This window comes from Paenibacillus sp. J31R34 (genome assembly GCF_059383715.1).
On the sequence record NZ_JBXENU010000010.1, the window covers coordinates 13,870 to 33,831 of the forward strand.

The window sequence follows — 19,962 nt, forward strand, 5'->3', positions numbered from 1 at the left end:
ATGTAAGGAAGTAAATGGAATGCAGCAAGATCTATTTTATAGAGATAAAGGAGACTTGGAATGAGCGATACATTAGCTGTTCAATTGGAGAAATACGCTGAGATTATTGTGAAAATAGGTGTGAATGTCCAGCAGGGGCAGGCGGTATTCGTAACGGGAGCGATTGAGGCAGCGCCTCTAGTGCGTCTCGTCGCAGAGAAGGCTTATGCAGCTGGAGCAAGCAATGTACATATTGATTGGACGGATGACCAGTTATCCCGATTGAAATATGAAAAAGCGGGCGCTGAAATTTTCGAGCATTTCCCGCAATGGGAAACGGCGAAGCGCCAGGAGTTTGTTGATAAGGGCGCCGCCTTTATTTCAATCGTATCCTCCAGCCCAGATTTGCTGAAGGGTGTCGACACGCAGCGTATTTCCAACTACCAGAAGGCGGCTGGAGCAGGGCTGAAGGAATTCCGCAGAGCGATTCAAGCGGACAAAGTGAGCTGGACGGTCGTTGCGGCAGCCGCCAAGGACTGGGCGAAGAAAGTGTTCCCGGAGGCTGAGGGCGAGCAAGCAGTCGCGCTGCTATGGGAAGCAATCTTTAAAGCGGTGCGCCTGCATGCAGAAGATCCGGTTGCGGCTTGGCAGGAGCATAACAGAGCGCTTGGAAGCAAGGGAGAGGCGCTGAACAGCTATCATTTTAAAAAGCTGCATTACACCGCTCCGGGCACAGATTTGACCATTGAGCTGCATGACAAGCATCTATGGGTCGCTGCCGGCAGCGAGAACGAGCAAAACGTTCCGTTTATGGCGAATATGCCGACGGAAGAAGTATTCACAGTGCCGCTGAAAACGGGCGTTAATGGCTATGTATCGAGCACAAAGCCGCTCAGCTACGGTGGCAACATCATCGACCGCTTTAAGCTGACCTTCGAGAACGGCCGTATTGTGAAGGCTGAGGCGGAGGAAGGCGAAGCGATTTTGCAAAAGCTGATTGATACGGATGAGGGTGCGCGTTATTTGGGAGAGGTTGCGCTGGTGCCGCACCATTCCCCAATATCGGAGTCCAACATTTTGTTCTATAATACGCTGTTTGACGAAAATGCTTCGAACCACTTGGCCATCGGCAGCGGCTATGCCTTTAATATTGAAGGCGGCAAGAAGATGTCGCCAGAGGAGCTGGAAGCAAACGGCGTTAATGCGAGCCTGACCCATAATGATTTCATGATCGGCTCTGCCGATATGGATATTGATGGCATTCAAGCCGATGGCACCGTCGTTCCTGTATTCCGTAAAGGCAACTGGGCGTTTTAAGATGTGAAAAATAAGCATGAAAAAACAGGCTCGGAGCTGCACGATGCAGCTTCGGGCCTGTTTTTCGTTGTTCTGCCTGATTCGTGTATGATAACGGCTAGGTTCCCCCGGCCAAGTCTCTAATATAGCTTGCCTTGGCGGTACAGAACCGTTGACAGCTTCATCACCGAATGATTATAGCAATTTTGCCGCAGCGTGTAAGTGGCGCTGAAGAAGGAAGGCAAAATGGAGCCGAGTGTGCTTTGCATTTTCTCGAACAGCATACGATGCACCTGCTCTTCCGTCAAATATTGCGTTTCACGGCCTTGAAGCCACTCGAAATAAGAGACGATAACGCCGCCGGCATTGGCAAGAATATCGGGTATAATAATAACGCCGTTCTCGGAAAGCTTCTGGTCGGCTTCGCCGGTTATTGGCGCATTTGCCCCTTCGACGATGATCTTGGCTTTCACTTTATCTACGTTATCCTGACGTACCTGCTCCTCTAGCGCGGCCAGCACGAGCACATCGACATCCAGATACAGCACTTCCTCACGTTCCAAAATGTCTGCTTTGAGCTCAAGCTCTGCGAGCTCTTCCTTCGTCTTAGGCAAATCGCCTTGATGGCGATTGGCGTAGTCAATTAGTGCCGGAATTGATAAGCCGTCGGCATTGTAAAGCGTTACATTGCGGTCGCTGACCGCCACGACCTTGTTGTTGAGATAGGTACATTTATGCGCTTCCAATGCTACGATGGAGCCAACATTACCGAAGCCTTGAACGGCGATGGACAGCGATTTTTCCGCTTGGGCGAGAACATTTTCAGCAAATGGATTAGAGCTGTTGGTCAAATAGCCGCGATGCACTTTAATAAAATCATGCAGCATATAGCGGAAGGTGAAATAAACGCCCTTGCCTGTCGCTTCCCGGCGTCCTAAGGAGCCGCCGTTAATGACGCTTTTTCCAGTAAAGCTGCCGAGATAGGGCTTGCCGGGATGAATATTTTTATATTCGGCCATCATCCAGTCCATCTCGCGTTCACCAGTCCCCATGTCGGGTGCGGGAATATCCTTTTCCGGACCGAGAATATCGGTAAAATATTGGACATATTTTTTGCATATAATGTATAGCTCTTTCGCTGAATAGTTGCGCGGATTAATACCGACGCCGCCCTTGCCGCCGCCGAAAGGAACGTCGTGAAGCGCATTTTTGAGCGTCATCAAGGCTGCCAGATTGGTAACCTCTTCTTCATTTACGGATTCGTGGAAGCGAATGCCGCCTTTGTATGGTCCAAGTGTATCGTTATGCTGGATGCGATAGGCGGGTATGCGAACGACGTCGCCATCATCCATCGTAATGCGTAAAAAGGCTTTATTCACCTTGTTTGGCGTGGATAAAATAGCAGCTAAAGAGAGGAAAGCCTGATCGCGATGCTTTCCTTGTAAATCGGACAAAAAGGTGGGGTCACCTGATAATGCATGCAACGATTGCTGAACGATTGTGCCAGTTTGGTTTGCCATGTTTAATCGACCTCCAGTATGGGTAACGAAGATTGTAGTACATGGAGCCGGAGAGGGCACCTACATCATTTTAACATAGCAAGAAGACTAATCCAAAATGGAATATAGGTATTTCGTAATGAATACTGAGTTTTTTAGTTATTTAGACCCATATGACAAATGGAAAATAATCCAAAAGTATGTTGAAATATGTCGCTTTCCTCGTTAACATGTACAGAGCAAGAGAAAATATCATTAGATAAATAGAGGGAGAAGTGAAAGGTCATGGAACAACAATATCAAAATCAGAATGGCTACCAACAACAAAACCATTTGGCAGAGCCGGTAAGCTTTAAAGAGTGGATGATTACTATTCTGCTTTGCGCTATTCCACTCGTGAACATTATTATGCTGTTCATTTGGGCTTTTGGAGGCAATACAAAAATCAGCAAGTCAAACTATGCCAAGGCTTCATTGTTGTGGGCTGCAATCGGTATCGTTTTGTACATTTTGTTCTTCTTAGTATTCGGTGCTGCTCTAATTGCAGGCATTTCCGAAATGGAAAACTACTCTTACTAATATTTAAAGCAGCCTGCGTCAAGCAGGTAAACAAATGGCGCTCCAACCCGCTGCCATGCGGCGAGGGGCGTCTTTCATTTTGCCCAAATCATGCTATAATAAACGACAATGAAATTCTACCATGGAAATAGAGGTGTTACGGATGGCGAAAAAAAATCGGCAGGCAGCAACGCAAGCGAGCAAGCCGAAAGCGGCCGCGGCAGATAGCCAGCAGGCGACCTTGAAGGATTTGTTGAGTGCTGATGTGCTGAGCAAGCTCAAGGAGCAGTCGAATGCGCTGAAGGCAGCGGAGGAGCAGAAGAAGCAGGATGCCGCCCAGAAGGCGGATGAAGCGCGGAAGCAGGAGCAGAAGCGGCTGGAAAACGATATGGAGTATTTGCTCAATAACAGCAAGCCGGGCGACTGGAAAAAATACAAATAAAGACGTATAGCGCGTTTGCTTGTTAGGAGCAATAAATACAAAAGGAATCATCGCTTCTGCCTGCGTGATTCCTTTTGTGCTTCGTATGCAGTTTATTTACTCGCTCTTGCAGAGTAGGGGTTTTTCGTTCGCCAGGCTTCACGCCATTCCAGCTTCCCCGCAGCTGCTCGGGATTCATAAAGCCTCGTTGTGCGAGCTTCTGTCTTGCTTTCTTCGCTGTGCTCATTGCCATAATCGTATGCCTCCTGTTTGCTGCTATGTGGTGCCCGATGCTTCAAAGCACTTGCTTCTATTATATGCTGAAAAACGTGCTTAGGAAAGTGTCGGCTTCTGGCAATTGACAGACTTTGCAGGCTGCGTTAAAGTCAATAGGCGAGCTTGAAAAGTAAGCGTCATCATATTGGACGGGCTAGCCGTCAAAAATCAGGTGAAAATGTTCAATTAACCGTTATATTAGGCTGCTTAACGCCTGTACATCGGTTTGTTTCGTTATACTGAATTGAGGCGCAATTACATCCTCTTGTTGTTGCGAAAAAAGAAAGGGTGAAGGAAATGTCCGTAGGCGTATTGGCACATTTATTTGGGAGCTTGTCTTACCGGGAGCTGGCTGAGAAGGTGGGCGCTGCCGGATTTGGCCATATCCAGCTGGCGATGTGGAAGGCTATTAATGATGTCGATTTTAATAAACCGGGCAAGCTGACTCCGGGGCTCGCGATGTCGATAGCGGAGGAGCTTCGCAAACAAGGCGTGTCGATCTCCGTGCTTGGCTGCTATTTGCATTTCTTTGAGCGCGAAGAGCAGAAGCTTCGCGAAAATATAGAGCGGTTTAAGGAGCTGATTCGCTACGCACGTTTGCTCGGCGCGCCTATGGTTGCTTTTGAGACGGGAACCCATCCGGATGGCGTTTATACCGAGCAGGACTGGAAGACGCTAAAATCGACGGTTCAGGAGCTTATAGAGGAAGCGGAAAAATGGGGCGTATTCATTGGCATCGAGGCAGCCAGCGGTCATTTGATTGGCACGGCGGCGGAGCTGCATGCTTTTCTGCAACAGATCCCGTCCTCGCATGTTGGCGTTGTAATCGATCCGGGCAATTTGCTGACGACAGAAAACTTTGCCCGTCAGGATGAAGTCATTGAAGAAGCGTTTGCCTTGCTTGGCGACCGAATCATAGGCGCTCATGCGAAGGATCGTAAACCCGATGCGAATGGAGAGCTGCAGACGGTTCCGGCGGGCTATGGCGAAATGAATTACAGCCTTTATATGCGCTTGCTTAATAAGTACAAGCCGGGCGTTCATATTATTATGGAGACGGCGAGCGAGGAGCAAATGGCGTTTTCCAAAAGCTATATTGAGCGCATTCGTTCAGAATACGCATAGAGGTCGGTTTAATAAAAAAGGTTGAATTGGGCTTCCGTCCAATTCAACCTTTTTTCATGCGTTTATTGATTTCCTAAATTAAACCTCTATAGCTTAACATCCTTAACAAATTGCAGCAGCTCTTCTGACATTTTAGCCAGCGCTTGGGACGAGGAGGTTATTTCCTCCATCGTAGCCAGCTGCTGCTCGGTTGCGGCCGATACGCTTATGGCGCCGGAGGACGTTTCTTCTGCAACCTCGGCTACCCCTTGCAGGGACGCCGCCAGCTTATTCGTATCCTCGGACATTTGCTGCGAGGCTTCGGAAACGGAGTGGATTTGCAAGGTCACGGAATTTACGGCTTGCTTAATGTTGTTAAAGGACTCACCAGCAGCAGATACCGCAGCAATACCTGCTTGTACAACCTCCTTGCCGTCATGAACGGATTGTACGGTACGCTCGGTATCCGACTGAATGGAGCGGACCAGCACTGCAATTTGCTGGCTGGACTGGGTCGACTGCTCAGCCAGCTTGCGAACCTCTGCGGAGACGACAGCAAAGCCGCGTCCTGCTTCTCCCGCGCGTGCAGCTTCAATCGCGGCGTTAAGCGCCAGCAGATTCGTCTGCTGGGCAATACCAGCGATTACCTCTACGATTTTGCCAATTTCATCGGAGCGTGAGCCTAAAATGCTAACGTCCTCCGCAATATTTTGTACCGTGGACTGAATATGGCCCATTTGCTCGACAGCGGATTGCACCGCGACCGTTCCATCTACAGCAGTCTGAGCGGCTGCCCGCGATTTTTCCGAAACCTGAAGGGCGCTCGCCGCAATGCCGCTCGCTTCCACTGACATATTGTTTACAAAAGCTACGCTCTCCTGAACGACTCTAATTTGCTGCTCGGAGCCGCCAGCTACCTGCTCAATAATTTCAACGACCTGCTCGGTTGCTTTAGTCGTCTGTTCAGCCCCGGCAGTTAACTGCTCGGACGAGGCTGCAACTTGCAGCGCATTTTGTGATACTTGCTCAATCAGATTGCGCAAATTTTGCGACATGGCATTAAAGGATGCAGCTAATACACCTAATTCATCGCGATTTTTCACCTTAACGGCTTCACTTGTCAAATCCCCATTCGCAATACGTTCAGCGACGGCAGTAATTCGAACAATGGGCACCGTAATCATCCGGCTAATGAAATAAGCAATAGCTATCCCGGCCACAATCGAAATTAATGAAATAATGAGAACCATCAGCCTGGTGCTGGCCACTTTGGCCGACGTTTCTTCCGAGCTTAGACGGAGCACCTCTTCTTGCTCCAGAACGAAGCGATCCGCTGTTTCCATAAACTTGCTGATAATCGGTTCGTTTTTGGCGGCGAGGCGCATATAATCCTCTACTTTATTTTGTTTCTTGAATTCAATCATTTCCTCGGCATTGCTCGTATAGCTTTGTTGGAGCAAATCGAGTCCTTGCAGCAGCAGCCAGTCATTTGAATCGTTTGTCATGCCCTGCAGCTGCTGACTGACTTCATTATAACGGCGAACGGAATCACGGTAGGCATCGATTTCCGCCTCGTCATTCATCAGAAGATAGCCTGTAATGCTCAAGTTTTCATTTTTAATAGAGAGACTTAAATCTTTGACCAGACTGACACTATGGGCGCGTTCTTGCAACAGCTTCTGATAGGTGCTGTTAATCGAGCCAATTTCCACATAGTTAAGGGAGGCGATAACAATGAGCAGCAGCAGAATCGAGAAAAAGCCGCCGTAAAGCTTTTTACTAATCGTTAGTTTCATCAGTTATTGTCCTTTCCGCCTAAGAAGCGGCATCTGCGAAAATTTCGTTCGCACCGTCCCGGAATTGTTTTGCGGCTTCAACCGGCGTAATTTGCCCAAGCAGCGTTTGATTTCTGATTTTGGTGAACAATGTGTTGATGCTGGTCGAAGTTAGGGGAACAGGCGGATCAAGCGGGCTAGAATTTTTCTCAACTTCATCCATATAAATATACTGCTCTTTATCGGCTTCTTTCATCGTACTGAGCAGATGCTCGCGTACCTTAGCTGTGGCGGGAACACCGCGCTCGCCAAGCAAAATATCATTCGCTTCAAAGTTGTTGAAGAAAAAGTCAACGAACAAAGCCGCTTCATCCTGCAGCTTCGTATAGGCAGAGATCGAGAAATACATCGAAGGCTTAACGTAGTTTCCTTCAGAGCCGCCTTTAAAGGCTGGAAGCGGCAGCAGCTTTAATGCTGTGCCTGACAGGTCCGTAAAGGAGACGACGTTATTGCTCGTCAGCCTATGGAAAGCAGCAAGCTGATTGACGAGAAGCGAATCCTTGTCAGCTGAGCGGTCTTTGAGAGTTGCTGCGCTTGCCATTAGGCCGTCATCAATAAGCATTTTCTCCAATGTGAAGAAGTCGGATAAATATTCATCCTTATCATAGCCAAGCGAGCTGCCGTCCTGGGAATAGTAGCTTGCTCCCCGCTGTCTGAGGTAATAGGAAAAGTCGAGCGACTCCGTACCGATCGGGACAAAGTTAGGGTCACTGATTTTTTCCTTAAGGTCGCGGGCTGTTTGAATGAAATCTTCATACGTATAGCCTGCTTCTGGAACAGGAATGCCAGCTTTCTCGAATATTTCCGGATTGTACATCATGCTTAAGGCATTTATGCCGGTAACGACGCCGTAAAGCTTGTCGTCTATCGTGCCTGTCGTGCGCGAGCTTGCGTCCAGATCGGAAAGATCAAGCTTGCCGGAGGCAGCCAAATCATCCAGCGGCAAAATCAGCTTGCGCTTGGCATACTCATCAATATATTTGTAATCCATTTGAATGACATCAGGGAAGTCTTGATCAGCTGCTGTCATAGCGAGCAGCGTCCAATAATCAGCATTTGGTGCATCTACCGGTTCAATTTTTATGTTTGGATATTGCTTTTCAAATAAATCAATGACTTTAAGCGTTCTTTCACGCCGCCCGTCATTGCCCCACCAATAAACCTTAAGCGTTTTTTGCCCATTTTCTGTTGCTGCAGACTCTGTGGTAGCAGCTTTGGTTGAGCAGCCAGTAGCGATTAAAGCAACAATGATGACAGTAAGAATGCTGAATCGGATTTTAAGAGCTGTCTTCACTTATTTCCCCCTTGCGGCTTTTTTTGCCATTTATATATGGTTAACTACTTATTATATCGGATTTACAATTTTTTTAATTAGAGCTGACATGTCCAATTTTATTGAATGGATGGCGAATACTATTTTACGGCACTGTTTGCATAGGTATTAAAAGGAGCCGTTTCACCTTATCACACGGGGAGGAATTTGCGATCGTATCCATAGTGGGAAGCAATCAGCAGCTGATTATACCAGAGGGATTATCGTTCCAAAATGTGACCGAAAGCCGCTTAACCTTTCAGGATGTGAGTGAGCGGATTTGCAGCTTTATTGCTGGAGATGTGCATGCTTCGTATCATTTTGTAGTGGGGACGGACAGTCAAGTATTTCGGGGGTATACGAAGTTTGTTACGGGGGTTGTCATTCGCAGAATTGGAAAAGGGGCCTGGGCCTGCTACCGCCAAACGGTTGTTCCCAGGGAAATGATGAAGCTCAGAGAAAAGCTGACGCTCGAGACGGTATTGTCGCAGGAGGTTGCTTATTATTTCATGGATGGCGTGCTGCAGCGAATGGAGGATTTGCTGCTGCCCTTTGTGTATCAAGGGGCATCACTGGCGCATTTCATTGATATCGATGCCGGAACGGTGCCTTCTGTTAATGAAACCTCGCTTTATGTACAGGAGATGGTAGAGCGGGTGCAGGGAATGGGAACCTATGCTGCGCGCGTCAAGCCGGATTCTTATGCCGCTTCCTCCTATGCCAACCGTTTTACGAAAAAGGCGGTTCCCCGCTACAAGCGCAGGAGTCTGTTCTGAAGCAGCTAGACATCAGGCAGGCTTTCTTGCATATACGGTGGCACTTAGCTGCCCAGCATGGTATATTTCTGTTAGATCATAGGAATAGAAAGCAGGGATTATCGTGCGTATTGGGGCAATTGAGGCAGGCGGTACAAAATTTGTGTGTGGCGTTGGCAATGAGCATGGTGTCATTGAGGATCGCGTAAGCTTTCCGACGGAAAAACCAGAAATAACGATGGCGAATGTAGTCGACTATTTCAAGGACAAGCAGGTCGAGGCTATTGGCGTCGGCACATTCGGTCCGATTAATATTGATAAATCCAGCCCGCAATATGGGTTTGTTACGACAACGCCTAAACCAGGCTGGGGGAATTTCGATTTTCTTGGCGCATTGAAAGCGCACTATGACGTGCCTTATGGCTGGGATACGGATGTTAACGCTGCTGCTTATGGAGAAGCGGTGTGGGGTGCTGCCAAAGGATTGGATAGCTGCATTTATTATACGATTGGTACTGGCGTAGGCGTAGGCGTTTATTCGGAGGGCAAGCTGGTCCACGGACTTGTGCACCCGGAGGGCGGACATATTTTGACCCGCCGTCATCCTGAGGATACGTATGATGGCTTCTGTCCTTATCATGGCGACTGTCTGGAAGGCGTAGCGGCAGGTCCTGCTATTGAGAAGCGCTGGGGCGTGAAGGCAGTAGAGCTTCCACCGGAGCATAAGGCGTGGGAGATGGAAGCTTTTTATATCGCACAGGCTGTAGCGGGCAGCATTTTGCTGCTGTCGCCTCGCAAAATCATTTTGGGCGGCGGTGTTATGCATCAATTGCAGCTGTTCCCGCTTATTCACGCCGAAGTGAAACGCGCCTTGAATGGTTACGTGCAGGCAGCGGAAATATTGAACAGCATTGAAGACTATATCGTATCGCCAGGACTAGGTGATAATGCAGGACTATCCGGTTCGCTTGCACTTGGGCTTGACGCTTTGACAAATAGCCGGAAATAATAAGTCCTTTATAGAGGAGACGACAATGCAGAAACCCTATGAATTACCTCGTGCAACACCGGAAAGTCAGGGAATAAGCTCGGCAGCTATTCGTTCTTTTTTGGCAGGCATTGCAGATAATCATTTGGATCTGCATGGCTTGATGCTGATTCGGCATGGGCATGTAGTAGCCGAAGGCTGGTGGACGCCCTATCAGGCGGAGCGGCAGCACATCGCTTATTCGTTGACTAAAAGCTTGAGTTCAATGGCGATTGGCTTCGCGGTGGAAGAAGGTCTGCTTTCCGTGGAGGATGCGGTGCTGGACTATTTTCCCGAGGAAGCGACCGAGGAGGTCAAAGCCAATATGGGCGGGCTTAAAATTCGCCACTTGCTTACGATGTCCACCGGACATACGAAGGACACGGCACGCTTTGATATGTTCCAATCCTGGTTGTCTGATCATGTCACTCCCAAGGTAGGCGATCGGGCCGACCGCAATTGGATAAAAGGATTTTTCGAGCAGCCGATTGAGCGTGAGCCAGGCTCGTTTTTCCTCTACAACAGTGGGGCAAGCCATATGCTGTCAGCTCTTGTACAGCGGGTGAGCGGCCATGATCTGCCGGACTATTTAATGCCGCGGCTGTTCGAGCCGCTGGGTATTGATCGTCCAGTATGGGATGCGGCGCCTAACGGAGAAGCTACTGGGGGCTGGGGAGCCAGGCTGAAAACTGGAGACTGGGCGCGTTTTGGCCAAATGCTGCTGGATAAAGGTATGTTTAACGGCAAGCGCATTATTTCCGCCGAATGGATTGAGCAGGCGACTGCCAAGCAGATGGACAACATCAATCATGGCGACGTCGTAACAGGCTCCGGCACGGATTGGCAGCAGGGCTATGGCTATCAATTTTGGCAGTGCAGACATGGCGCCTATAGAGGCGATGGGGCTTTCGGTCAATTTTGCGTCGTCCTGCCGGGGCAGGATGCCGTCATTGCCATCAACAGCGGCGTGCAGGACATGCAGCTAGTGATGGACATGATGTGGGAGCATCTGCTGCCAGCCATGCTGCCAAACTCGCTGCCAGAGAATGAAGCCGAGCTTGCGGGCTTGCGGGAGAAGCTGGGCAGCCTAGTCCTTCTAGAGCGCACTGCGCAGCCGCGCCCTCTGTTTGCCGAGGGGACGATTCATTATAAGGTGGAGCAAAACGAGGATGAGGTCACGGAGCTCAGCCTGATATTTGGCAGAGAAGTGACAACTTTATTGTGGAGCGATGCGGCAGGGATGCATCGTCTGGACTCTGGCCATCAAGAATGGTATTATGGCAATGAGCTGGCCAATGAAGCCACAGCAGCCCGCGCGACCTGGCTGAGCAGCGATACGCTGGTTTTCGATATTTGCCGCGTCTTTACGCCTTATCATGACGAGGTTATTTGCACATTCAGCGGCAATCGTATTACAATCGCCTACAAGCATTTTGATTTTGTAACCCGGCATGGCGAGCTTGCTGGCGAGCGGCTTTCAAACTAGCATTTGACAACTATTCTATTAAACTTGAAGCTGCGGAGAAAGGAGGCCTTTGGTCATGAAGCGTTTGTGTCATAGCCTTATAATGTCCATGGGCCTCTACGGGCCGTTTTAAGCATAAGCATGAAGAGGATATGGCTTATTTATTATAGGCCGCTGCCGCAGGCAGCTTCTCTTCATATGCAGAAGGACCGTAGGCTGATGGCTTGCGGTCTTTTTTTGTCCAAATATAGAAACGGGTGTGGCGGACAAGCCCGGTCGTAATTCCTATTTTAAAGGAGATAATGCCCCATTTATGATTACCAAAACGTATAAACCTTATATTTTCAAAGCAGAAGCAGGCCAATCCACCGATGATTATTTCAATTATGCAACGGCCGTCCAAACGATTAAGAGCATGCTTGAGGAAGCCTTCGGCTCACCTATGCAGCTGTACATGCAGGATGACGGGGACGATGTGTGGGACTGGGTTTCGGATGATCTCGCGAGTGGATACGAAGGTGTAAAGCGGGAGGCTGCTATATACGACTTGGTGGAGGATCGCTCATTTCGCTTTGAGGATTCGAAGTCTGAAGCCAATTACCGGATCAATCCTTCGCTGCGCAATAATGTCATTTCTTATCCCGAATATGAGGTAGCGTTCGCCCGTATTCCTTTTTTGCGCCAGTATGGCCTGAACACGGAAGATATTATTTTTGCGAAAAATGATGAGACGATGCGTGCTTTTCTCGAAGCGATGCAGGCGAGGCAGCTTAGTGAGCGGCGCGTGACGATTTTTACTGATACGAAGGAAGGGTTTGAGCGCAGCAAGGAGCAAATCACGCGTATGGTAGAACGCGACGAGGTGATGATGAGCGATTCCTTGAAGCAGCAAATTTACCGTTCCATCGATGAGTTTTTCTCCCGGGATCGCGAGTTTTTCCAAACCTATAACGTGCCGTATAAAAGAGGTATCCTCCTGTATGGCAAGCCGGGGAATGGCAAGACGACGCTTGTAAAATCAATCGCAGGCAGCGTAGAGGCTCCCGTCGCCTACTGGCAAATTACGGAGTATACGACGAGCGATTCGATTCAACAGGTGTTTTCCGCTGCGATGAAAATGGCGCCGATGATTCTCGTGATTGAGGATATCGATTCGATGCCGGAGTCGGCACGCTCCTTCTTTCTGAATACGCTCGACGGGGCAACGTCCCGTGAAGGGCTGTTTCTAATCGGCACGACGAATTATCCAGAAAAAATCGATCCGGCGCTCATGAACCGCGCGGGCCGCTTCGACCGGGCTTATGAGATGAAGCTGCCGGATAAAGAGCTGCGGCTCGCCTACTTGCAGCGCAAAGGGTTCGGAAGACTGGCAGAGGAAGCGGATGGACTTATGGAGGACGCAGCGTTATTTACCGAGGGTTTCTCGTTTGCCCAGCTAAATGAGCTGTATGTGTCCGCGGCGCTTCAGAAGCACTACGAGCAAACTGTAGATTTGAAGCGGGTCATTGAAGAGCTGAAAACAGACTTTGACAAGGACCGCCGCGGAGTATGGATGGCAGACAAGGGACAAAAGCCGGTAGGCTTTCAAACGCGTTAAGCGTGCCTCGCACCTAACTAACATAATCGGATGGCGGCAAAGGATGCTGCCATCCGATTATGTTTGAATTGAAAGGAGTTTTGAAATGGTAATGGATTATGGTTCAAATGCAATCTCGCCATCCCGTCATTCGCGTGGACGTCGTTCGCCTTGGAAGCGAGTGCTGTTATGGGCAGCCATTGTCGTCATTGTTTTGATTTTGGGGATTTTCCTATTTTTACAGGCGAAGACGTATAGTCCGCTGGAAGAAGCGCTCACCGCGCTGGAAAGCGACGGCTCTGTTCAGGTAAGTGAGCTTAAGCATGGTTACCGTTTTGAGCCGGCAGCGGGCGAGGAGCTGCTCTTGCCTAACATCATTTTTTATCCAGGAGGTCTGGTGAAGCCGGAAAGCTACGCACCGCTTGCGCGGCGCCTGGCGGAAGCTGGACATCGCGTTTATGTGGCGTCAATGCCATTTAACTTGGCGCTTACTGCGCAGGACCGTGCAGATGAATACATAGCAGAGCATCCAGAAGAAAGCTATGTGATTGGCGGGCATTCGCTTGGCGGTGCATTTGCTGCGAGATATGCGGCAGAGAATCCGAATAAGCTGGCCGGCATCTTTTTTATGGGCGCATATGCCGATGACGGCGCTGATTTGAGTGGCAGCAAACTTGCGGTTCTGCAAATTACGGGATCGCTGGATGCTGTGCTGAACAAGGAAACCTGGGAGCAGTCCAAGCAAAATTTGCCTGCGGAGCTGACCGAATATGTATCGATTGAGGGCGGCAATCATGGCGGCTTTGGTACATATGGCAAGCAGTCCGGCGACAACGATGCGACGATATCTGCTGCCGAGCAAGCGGACAAGGTGGCAGCTGCAATCGATGCTTGGCTTTCGAAGCTGCAAAAATAAAACGGTTGCCAAAGGATATTTTAGCCATTATAATGACGTTGAAAAGGTTTTCAAAAAAAAGAAAATAAAGGATGGTTTGGCGATGAAGCCTACGATCCGCGACGTTGCTAGAATGGCTAACGTATCCATCAGCACCGTTTCCCGTGTCATGAATGCGCCGGAATCGGTCACGAAGGATAAGCGACAGCGTGTGCTAGAAGCGATTGACAGCTTGAATTTTCACCCGAATGCGCTGGCCCGAGGTCTTATATTCAAAAAGTCGCAAATGCTTGGTGTTCTCATTCCCGACATCCGCAATGCTTATTTTGGCGAAATTATTCGCGGCATGGAGGATGCGGCTAAGCAGCTCGGCTACAATTTGATGATTTGCAATACGGATCGGGTGCCAGAGCGAACTATTTCTTATCTGGATACGTTGAACAAGCAGCAGGCCGACGGCTTATTGTTCGTCAGCGATTATGTCCAAAGCCAGTATTACGAAACGATGCAAGCTTGCGGCTATCCGGTCGTGCTTGTGTCAACCGTGTCTTTCGAATATGAGCTTCCATCCGTCAAGGTTGACGAGGAGGCAGCTGCTTTCGAAGCGGTCAGTTATTTAATCGAACAAGGGCATCAGCATATTGGCCTCATCTGCTTCACGCTGCCCGACCCCATCTCAGGTCAGACCCGCCATGACGGCTTCGTCCGGGCTCTCGAACAAAACAACCTCCATCATTGTGCAGACTACGTAGAGTTTGCAACACACTGGTTTGAAGAAGCATATGCAGCCACCTCTCGCTTATTCGACCGACACCCACATCTTACTGCTGTATTTGCTTGCTCCGATGAATTTGCAATGGGCGTTATTTCCTGCTTGAATGATCGCGGAATTCGTGTTCCCGATCAAGTATCCGTTGTAGGCTTTGACAACCTGCGCATGTCTTGGATGACGATACCGAAGCTGACGACGATTGCCCAGCCCATGTATGCGATCGGCTGGAGAGCTGTAGAAAAAATGCATGAGCAGCTCGAAGGCAGAGAAGCTGCTGTTCTAAGAGAATGGCTTCCTCACGAGTTAATCATCAGAGAGTCCACTTTGCCTGCGCCTCATGTTCGCCTCCAAAGCACTGTGCATAAAGAAGCCTAGGCTGATGTTTGTTCGCTGTACTTGTCACCTGCGGTTCATTTGCTGAATACGCTTGATGTAAGCGTATTCATTTAGGGCAGAGCAGTGGTATTCTTTGGCTATCTCATTTCGCTTCAATCGTGAAGGGGGGGATGCATCATTACGCTATGAATATAGCTTCCATGAACGACGTACAACCTGCAAACGTACACCATGCGGCGAACGTTCATCAACGAGAATGACTTGCGATTCACTTGACTATGAACGATAAGGGGATGGTTCTTTTGAAAAAGCCATTTAAGTTTGGTTACACGCTCATGCTGAGCATGGTTTTAATTATGGCGCTGCTCGTAGCTGCTTGCAGCAGCGGAAGTGGCGGCAGCAATAGCACTCCAAGCGAGGAAGCGGCAGCAACAGCTACACCTGAGGCTAGTGCGGAAGCTACGAAGGAGCCGGCAGGAAACGCGGAGGGTTCGCCGCTGGAGCAGGCGCTTGCCGGCAACTACAAAGGAACGAAGGTATCGATGTTTGGTCCATTCGTTGATGTGGACCAGGTGAAATTCGAGGAGAGCATTAAGGCGTTTGAGGAGCAAACGGGCATCGACATTCAATATGAAGGCTCAAAGGAATTTGAGGCGACGATTTCCATTCGAATCGACGGCGGCAATGCGCCGGATATTTCCGATTTCCCGCAGCCAGGCCTGCTGGCGAATTTCGTGAAATCGGGCAAGGTTATCGATGTGTCGCAATTTCTGGACGCCGATAAGCTGAAGGGCAACTACAATCAAAGCTGGCTGGATATGGCGACGATGGAAGGTCCGAGTGGATCGATTATGGCCGGCATATGGAATCGCAGCAGCGTGAAAAGTCTCGTCTGGTATCCAAAGAAAGAGTTCGATGATGCAGGTTATACCGTACCTAAGACTTGGGATGAGCTGCTGGCGCTCACGGAGCAAATTGCCGCAGACGGCGATCCGGCATGGGCAATTGGCATTGAAAGCGGAGCGGCAACCGGGTGGCCCGCAACCGACTGGATTGAAGACATTATGCTGCGCACGACAACACCAGAAAACTATGATAAGTGGGTAAAAGGCGAGCTGTCATTTACAGATCCTATTGTGAAAAATGCATTCGAGAAGCTGTCGCAAATTTGGCTGAATGACGACTATGTTTACGGTGGACGCAAGTCGATCGTAACGACCGCGTTCGGGGATTCGGTTACACCGATGTTTGATCATCCGCCTAAAGCATGGCTGCATCGCCAAGCCAGCTTTATTACAAGCTTTTTCCCTGAAGGGTTGAAATCGGGTGAAGATTATGACTGGTTCTACTTGCCGTCGATTGATGAGGCTTATGGTGACCCAGTGCTTGTTGCAGGTGATTTGTATGCGATGCATAACGACCGTCCGGAAGTGCGCGCAGTTATGGAGTTTTTCACGACAGGCGAATCGATTAAGACTTGGGTGCAGTCCGGTGGCATAATCGCGCCAATGAATGATGCAAGCTTGGATTGGTATCCGACGGATGTGGAGCGCAGAATGGGCGAGCTCGTGAAAAATGCTTCGACGCTGCGCTTCGATGGCTCTGACCTGATGCCTGGCTCGGTAGGAGCAGGCACGTTCTGGAAAGGAACGACGGACTATATTAGCGGTACTGTTGATTTGGACGGCGCGCTTAAAGAAATACAGTCTGGCTTTAACAATTAAATTTTAATTGAAGGAGGGGCTGGGCCATGCTAGCTTCCACGCCAAAAACGAGCAAGTCGCGAAACGTTGCCGTTACTCTGGCTGTCGTGCTTGTAAATGCGATTTTACATTCAGGCATTTACCTATTCCTGCGCGATACGAATTTGCCATCTGTCTTATATGCTTTGCTTGCTATCATTTGGGGAGTGCTGGGCGTTTATTCGATTTATTGGTCGTTTAACTGGGCAGTGGAACAATATCCGGACATCTGGAAGCGACGCATCCAGCCCTTTATTTTCGTAGGACCTGCTGCGTTGCTGCTCGGCTGGCTGCTGCTTATCCCGACGCTGCGCACCTTATATATGAGTCTTATGGATGCCGGTACGGAGAAGTTTGTCGGACTTTCCAATTATGCCGCTATTTTTACAAACAGATTGCTGCTCACCGCGCTGCGCAACAATCTAATATGGGTCGCTTTTGGCGCTACCGCCTGCATCTGCTTGGGCTTGCTCATTGCAGTGCTCGCTGATCGCAGCAGCTTCGAGAAATTGGCGAAGGGCATCATCTTTATGCCGATGGCGATTTCCTTCGTCGCTGCTGGCGTCATCTGGAAATTTATTTATTTCTACAAGCCGGGAGATGAGCAGATCGGTCTGCTCAATGCAATCGTGGTCGCCTTCGGGGGGGAACCACAGGCATTTACCAGCATGCTCCAGCCCTGGAACAATCTTTTCCTGGTCGCCATTCTGATTTGGATGCAGACGGGATTTGCGATGGTGCTGTTCTCGGCGGCGCTCAAGGGCGTGCCGGAGGATATGCTTGAGGCGGCGCGCATTGACGGCGCAGGGGAAATTCGTATTTTTCGCAGCATCATTATACCGGCGATTTCGGGGACTATTTTGTCCGTATCGACGACAATTGTTGTCTTTACGCTCAAAATTTTCGATGTCGTCATGGTGATGACTGGAGGGCAATATGATACGGAAGTGGTGGCGACGCAGTTTTACCGCCAGTTTTTCATGTATCGCAACGCGGGCTATGGCTCAACGCTGGCGATTGTGCTGCTCATCGCTGTCATTCCCGTCATCATTATTAATTTGCGGCAGTTCCGGAAACAGGGGGGATTCTGATGAAGCGAACAAGGAAAAAGACGATGTCGAAAACAATCGTCAACGTCGTACTCGCTTTTATTTGCCTCATCTGGCTCATCCCGACGGTAGGCCTCTTGGTCTCCTCCTTCCGGCCTGCGGTTGATATTTTGCAGACGGGCTGGTGGACGGTATTCCCGCACCGTGATTATGTTGCGCAATCGACGATCACGCTGCCGAAGGAAACCGATTTGCGGCAGCCGATTGAGGTGAATGGCGAGGTGTTTGACGATGATCAGCTGCGCAGCGGCGTCACCGCGCAGGATGGCAGCAGGCTGATCTGGGAAAATCGCCGGGCGCGCACGATTCAGGTGCAGCAGCCAGACTGGAAGGTGAACTCGAACTTTACGCTGGATAACTATAATGGCGTACTGACAGGCAAAACCTTTGAAATTATGCAGTCAGACGGCACGGTAAGAGCGCAGAAGGGAGAAGGCCTCTCCAAAGCATTTCTCAATACGCTGGTTGTGACGATTCCATCGACGATTATCCCGATCCTGATCGCGACCTTCGCCGCTTATGCATTTGCTTGGCTGCGGTTTCCGCTGCGTCGATCGATGTTCGTTGCTGTCATTATGATGCTGGTTGTGCCGCTCCAAGTTGCGCTCATCCCGATTTTGAAGGATTATACGGCACTTGGCCTGAACGGCAGCTACCTGGGCATATGGATTGCGCATACCGGCTTCGGCCTGCCGCTGACGATATATTTTATGTATACGTTCATCAGCCAGCTGCCTAAGGACTTGTTCGAATCGGCATTTATGGATGGCGCGTCGAACTTTACGATTTTCACACGGCTTATTCTGCCGTTGTCGGTTCCGGCGATTGCCTCCATCGGTATTTTCCAGTTTCTATGGGTATGGAACGATTATTTAGTGTCCTTGGTGTTTATCGGCAGCCAGCCGGATGTACAGGTCATGTCGATGCGGATTGCCGCAATGGTAGGATCAAGAGGCAGCGATTGGCATCTGCTGACAGCAGCTGCATTCGTCTCGATGCTGATGCCGCTAACTGTATTTTTCGCCCTGCAAAAATATTTCGTACGCGGCTTATTGGGCGGCTCGGTGAAAGGCTAGGCATCTAATGGCGCCTCTCCTTCAAGAAACCCGTGCGTATGCCCGAAAGATTGGGTACAATAGCTGGGTAGGAGGAGATTGAGGATGTCAGATATTACATTTTTGCGAAACTTCCCCTTTTTTGAACATTTGAATGATTTGGAGCTGGCGGCGATCGCTCCGCTGTTCGTGACGAAAACCTTTGCTAAGGGCACCCAGCTGTTCTGGGAGCAGGATGAAGGCGATGAGCTGTATATGATTAAAGCCGGAGCGGTGCAAATTTACCGGCATGAGGAGGATCGCGAGGTTATACTTGCTATTTTCCATGAAGGGGACTATTTTGGCGAGATGGCGCTGATTGATAGTACGAAGCTCCGTTCTGCGTCAGCGAAAGTATTGGAGAAAAGCAAGCTATATGTATTGAAGCGCGAGCAGTTTTTCGCCCTGCTGAAGGAAAATCCGGGCATTGCGATTCATATTTTGGGCATTACGCTGGAACGTCTGCGCAAGGCGAATGAGCTGATTACCGACCTGACGATTACGAATGCTCGTACGCGAATCTCGCGGCTGCTGCTGCGGCTGTCGGATAAATACGGAACGACGATCGGTCTGAAGCTGACGCATCAGCAAATTGCCGATATGACGGGAACGGTGCGGGAGACGGTGACCAAGGTGCTGCTTGAAATGCAAAATGAAGGTTATATTCGTATTGTGAGCAAAAAAATCAGCATTTTGAACAAAGAGCAGCTGCAGGTCATCGGCGGAATCCACCAGGATGGCAGGCTTAATGATGAGGAAGCTATCGCTCAAGAAGGCTGATTGCCATTATTTTTGCGAAAATGTAATTTGGATTACATTTTTATGCGGGAGAAGTTGTTATGATCTAAAAGAAGAAGATAATAATAATGACGTGATGTCATCCTCCCGTTTATTCATTACCTATTCATAAT

At 49.5% G+C, this 19,962-nt stretch carries 18 protein-coding genes; 14 read left to right on the forward strand and 4 right to left on the reverse strand.

Features of this window, described 5'->3' with window-relative positions:
- Positions 1-60: 60 nt before the first annotated feature.
- The gene (locus AC50YG_RS24345; protein WP_473756325.1) at positions 61-1,296 is read left to right on the forward strand and encodes an aminopeptidase; all 1,236 of its coding nucleotides are present in this window, start codon (positions 61-63) and stop codon (positions 1,294-1,296) included.
- Between the two features lie 119 nt (positions 1,297-1,415).
- Here the strand turns inward: AC50YG_RS24345 and AC50YG_RS24350 are convergent, their stop codons facing one another.
- Positions 1,416-2,795, reverse strand: a complete 1,380-nt coding sequence (locus AC50YG_RS24350; protein WP_494830479.1) for a Glu/Leu/Phe/Val family dehydrogenase — start codon at positions 2,793-2,795, stop codon at positions 1,416-1,418.
- 264 nt (positions 2,796-3,059) lie between these two features.
- Here AC50YG_RS24350 and AC50YG_RS24355 point away from each other — a divergent pair, with 264 nt between their 5' ends.
- Positions 3,060-3,353, forward strand: a complete 294-nt coding sequence (locus tag AC50YG_RS24355) for a hypothetical protein (protein WP_473756321.1) — start codon at positions 3,060-3,062, stop codon at positions 3,351-3,353.
- 142 nt (positions 3,354-3,495) lie between these two features.
- On the forward strand, positions 3,496-3,774 hold the full coding sequence (locus tag AC50YG_RS24360) for a YqkE family protein (RefSeq protein ID WP_341279456.1): 279 nt from the start codon (positions 3,496-3,498) through the stop codon (positions 3,772-3,774).
- A 22-nt stretch (positions 3,775-3,796) separates the two neighbouring features.
- Here the strand turns inward: AC50YG_RS24360 and brfA are convergent, their stop codons facing one another.
- The gene (brfA, locus tag AC50YG_RS24365) at positions 3,797-4,006 is read right to left on the reverse strand and encodes a ribosome rescue factor BrfA (protein WP_494830486.1); all 210 of its coding nucleotides are present in this window, start codon (positions 4,004-4,006) and stop codon (positions 3,797-3,799) included.
- A 320-nt stretch (positions 4,007-4,326) separates the two neighbouring features.
- Between brfA and AC50YG_RS24370 the strand changes: the two genes are divergently transcribed.
- On the forward strand, positions 4,327-5,154 hold the full coding sequence (locus tag AC50YG_RS24370; RefSeq protein WP_494830491.1) for a sugar phosphate isomerase/epimerase family protein: 828 nt from the start codon (positions 4,327-4,329) through the stop codon (positions 5,152-5,154).
- An 86-nt stretch (positions 5,155-5,240) separates the two neighbouring features.
- On the opposite strand, the gene AC50YG_RS24375 is transcribed toward AC50YG_RS24370, so the two are convergent.
- Positions 5,241-6,929: a methyl-accepting chemotaxis protein gene (locus AC50YG_RS24375; protein ID WP_473756318.1), complete on the reverse strand. Its 1,689-nt coding sequence runs from the start codon at positions 6,927-6,929 to the stop codon at positions 5,241-5,243.
- 19 nt (positions 6,930-6,948) lie between these two features.
- Positions 6,949-8,262 (reverse strand): ABC transporter substrate-binding protein, encoded by a 1,314-nt coding sequence (locus AC50YG_RS24380; protein WP_473756317.1) that lies wholly within the window; start codon positions 8,260-8,262, stop codon positions 6,949-6,951.
- Positions 8,263-8,465: 203 nt separating this feature from the next.
- Here AC50YG_RS24380 and AC50YG_RS24385 point away from each other — a divergent pair, with 203 nt between their 5' ends.
- The 10 genes from AC50YG_RS24385 (at position 8,466) to AC50YG_RS24430 (ending at position 19,831) form a co-directional block, all read left to right on the forward strand.
- Positions 8,466-9,056: a ribonuclease H-like YkuK family protein gene (locus AC50YG_RS24385; RefSeq protein WP_494830494.1), complete on the forward strand. Its 591-nt coding sequence runs from the start codon at positions 8,466-8,468 to the stop codon at positions 9,054-9,056.
- A gap of 103 nt (positions 9,057-9,159) precedes the next feature.
- Positions 9,160-10,044 carry an ROK family protein gene (locus AC50YG_RS24390; protein ID WP_494830496.1) on the forward strand — a complete coding sequence of 295 codons (885 nt, stop codon included), beginning with the start codon at positions 9,160-9,162 and terminating at the stop codon, positions 10,042-10,044.
- A 25-nt stretch (positions 10,045-10,069) separates the two neighbouring features.
- Positions 10,070-11,548, forward strand: a complete 1,479-nt coding sequence (locus AC50YG_RS24395; RefSeq protein WP_494830498.1) for a serine hydrolase domain-containing protein — start codon at positions 10,070-10,072, stop codon at positions 11,546-11,548.
- 292 nt (positions 11,549-11,840) lie between these two features.
- Positions 11,841-13,124, forward strand: coding sequence for an AAA family ATPase (locus AC50YG_RS24400; protein ID WP_341279447.1), 1,284 nt, complete (start codon positions 11,841-11,843; stop codon positions 13,122-13,124).
- 85 nt (positions 13,125-13,209) lie between these two features.
- Entirely contained in the window at positions 13,210-14,019 is an 810-nt protein-coding gene (locus AC50YG_RS24405) for an alpha/beta fold hydrolase (protein WP_494830500.1), read from the forward strand.
- Between the two features lie 82 nt (positions 14,020-14,101).
- Positions 14,102-15,145, forward strand: coding sequence for a LacI family DNA-binding transcriptional regulator (locus AC50YG_RS24410; RefSeq protein ID WP_494830958.1), 1,044 nt, complete (start codon positions 14,102-14,104; stop codon positions 15,143-15,145).
- 263 nt (positions 15,146-15,408) lie between these two features.
- Positions 15,409-16,830 carry an ABC transporter substrate-binding protein gene (locus AC50YG_RS24415; RefSeq protein WP_494830502.1) on the forward strand — a complete coding sequence of 474 codons (1,422 nt, stop codon included), beginning with the start codon at positions 15,409-15,411 and terminating at the stop codon, positions 16,828-16,830.
- 26 nt (positions 16,831-16,856) lie between these two features.
- On the forward strand, positions 16,857-17,939 hold the full coding sequence (locus AC50YG_RS24420) for a carbohydrate ABC transporter permease (protein ID WP_341279444.1): 1,083 nt from the start codon (positions 16,857-16,859) through the stop codon (positions 17,937-17,939).
- The gene (locus tag AC50YG_RS24425) at positions 17,939-19,033 is read left to right on the forward strand and encodes a carbohydrate ABC transporter permease (protein WP_494830504.1); all 1,095 of its coding nucleotides are present in this window, start codon (positions 17,939-17,941) and stop codon (positions 19,031-19,033) included. The genes AC50YG_RS24420 and AC50YG_RS24425 overlap by 1 nt, the downstream gene beginning before the upstream one ends.
- A gap of 84 nt (positions 19,034-19,117) precedes the next feature.
- Positions 19,118-19,831 carry a Crp/Fnr family transcriptional regulator gene (locus AC50YG_RS24430; protein ID WP_494830506.1) on the forward strand — a complete coding sequence of 238 codons (714 nt, stop codon included), beginning with the start codon at positions 19,118-19,120 and terminating at the stop codon, positions 19,829-19,831.
- The last annotated feature ends 131 nt before the right edge of the window (positions 19,832-19,962 follow it).